This is a genomic window from Bartonella sp. AP40SXNS (genome assembly GCF_042195825.1).
Classification (GTDB): Bacteria; Pseudomonadota; Alphaproteobacteria; order Rhizobiales; family Rhizobiaceae; genus Bartonella.
Window position 1 is genome coordinate 1 of sequence record NZ_JBHIPB010000088.1, and the last position, 1,007, is coordinate 1,007.

The 1,007-nt window shown below is 37.7% G+C and carries 2 protein-coding genes and 1 pseudogene; all 3 read right to left on the bottom strand.

Annotation, left to right across the window (positions count from 1 at the left end):
* Positions 1–168: 168 nt before the first annotated feature.
* A pseudogene (locus ACFILZ_RS09880) lies at positions 169–436 on the bottom strand (YadA-like family protein); the annotation flags it as partial.
* A 3-nt stretch (positions 437–439) separates the two neighbouring features.
* Positions 440–613, bottom strand: coding sequence for a hypothetical protein (locus ACFILZ_RS09885; protein ID WP_375611066.1), 174 nt, complete (start codon positions 611–613; stop codon positions 440–442).
* Between the two features lie 137 nt (positions 614–750).
* A partial coding sequence (locus ACFILZ_RS09890; protein WP_375607607.1) for a YadA-like family protein occupies positions 751–1,007 on the bottom strand: 257 nt, incomplete at its 5' end.

Below are 1,007 nucleotides of genomic sequence, written 5' to 3' on the forward strand. Positions count from 1 at the left end.
TATAGAAAAACCTTCTATAAAACCTCAAAATTTATAGTGTCATCAAATATTATGCTTATCTCTAGATAAATACTGTGAATCTGTAAAAAAATATTCACACTCATTTTAATAAAATAAGAATAAATGTCGTTAAAAGAATCCCTTGCTATCATCAACGCAGCTTTAATCTTAAGCCAACACCTCTTCTCTAATCTCCGCAGAACTTGTTGCGGATATATTAGAGCAAATGAAGCCATCCTCTGATATATAACCTAGTACCAAGAGCAAATGCGGATTGTCCACGCCATGCGCCGCCATCAAATGAAACAATTAACTTTCCTAGTGTATCGTTATAACGCAAACCTGCCACTGCCAAACCAACAGTCGCTGCTTGTCTTGCCTCTTTCCGAACATCTTCAATGGCATAACTAAACATTTCAAATTTCATATCGGTGGAGGATTACGATTCGTTAACACCATTATTCATCGCATTATCCTTGGATTCAGAAAAGTATTTATCTACATTTTTTTGCATCATCAAAAACTGTCTTATCCGCTGCTTACTGTCATGTAACAACCAACTACCCCCCTCCACGAATTCTGTCAAATTTGCGTAAAACACACCACTCTTCATACATTTTCTCTTTTTTTATTTTCAATATTAATGCTGACTTTGTTATTTGTGAGAGCCGTTCTTTTAATCGTGTAACTCTTTTCGCCCCTGTCTCGTATAGACAGGAGCGTTTTTGAAAATAATCGTAGTGAATTTTATTAATTTAGAGTTAAGCTTAATCCTACACCGACACCCCAGTGCCCTCCGGCATTTGTCACAGATAGACTAGAGCGGATATTTCCATCTTCAGATGTATAACCAGCACCAAGAGCAAATGCGGACTGATTGAGCCATATACCACTACCAAATGCAACACTTAACTTTCCTGGTGCATCATTGTAACGTAAGTTGGACACCGCTAGGCCAATAGCAGCAGCTTGTCTTGCTTCTTTCCGAACATCCTGAATAGCATAAT

Coding starts and splice junctions, on each gene's coding strand:
- ACFILZ_RS09885 (WP_375611066.1), bottom strand. CDS start 613: ATGAAGAGTGGTGTGTTTTACGCAAATTTGACAGAATTCGTGGAGGGG.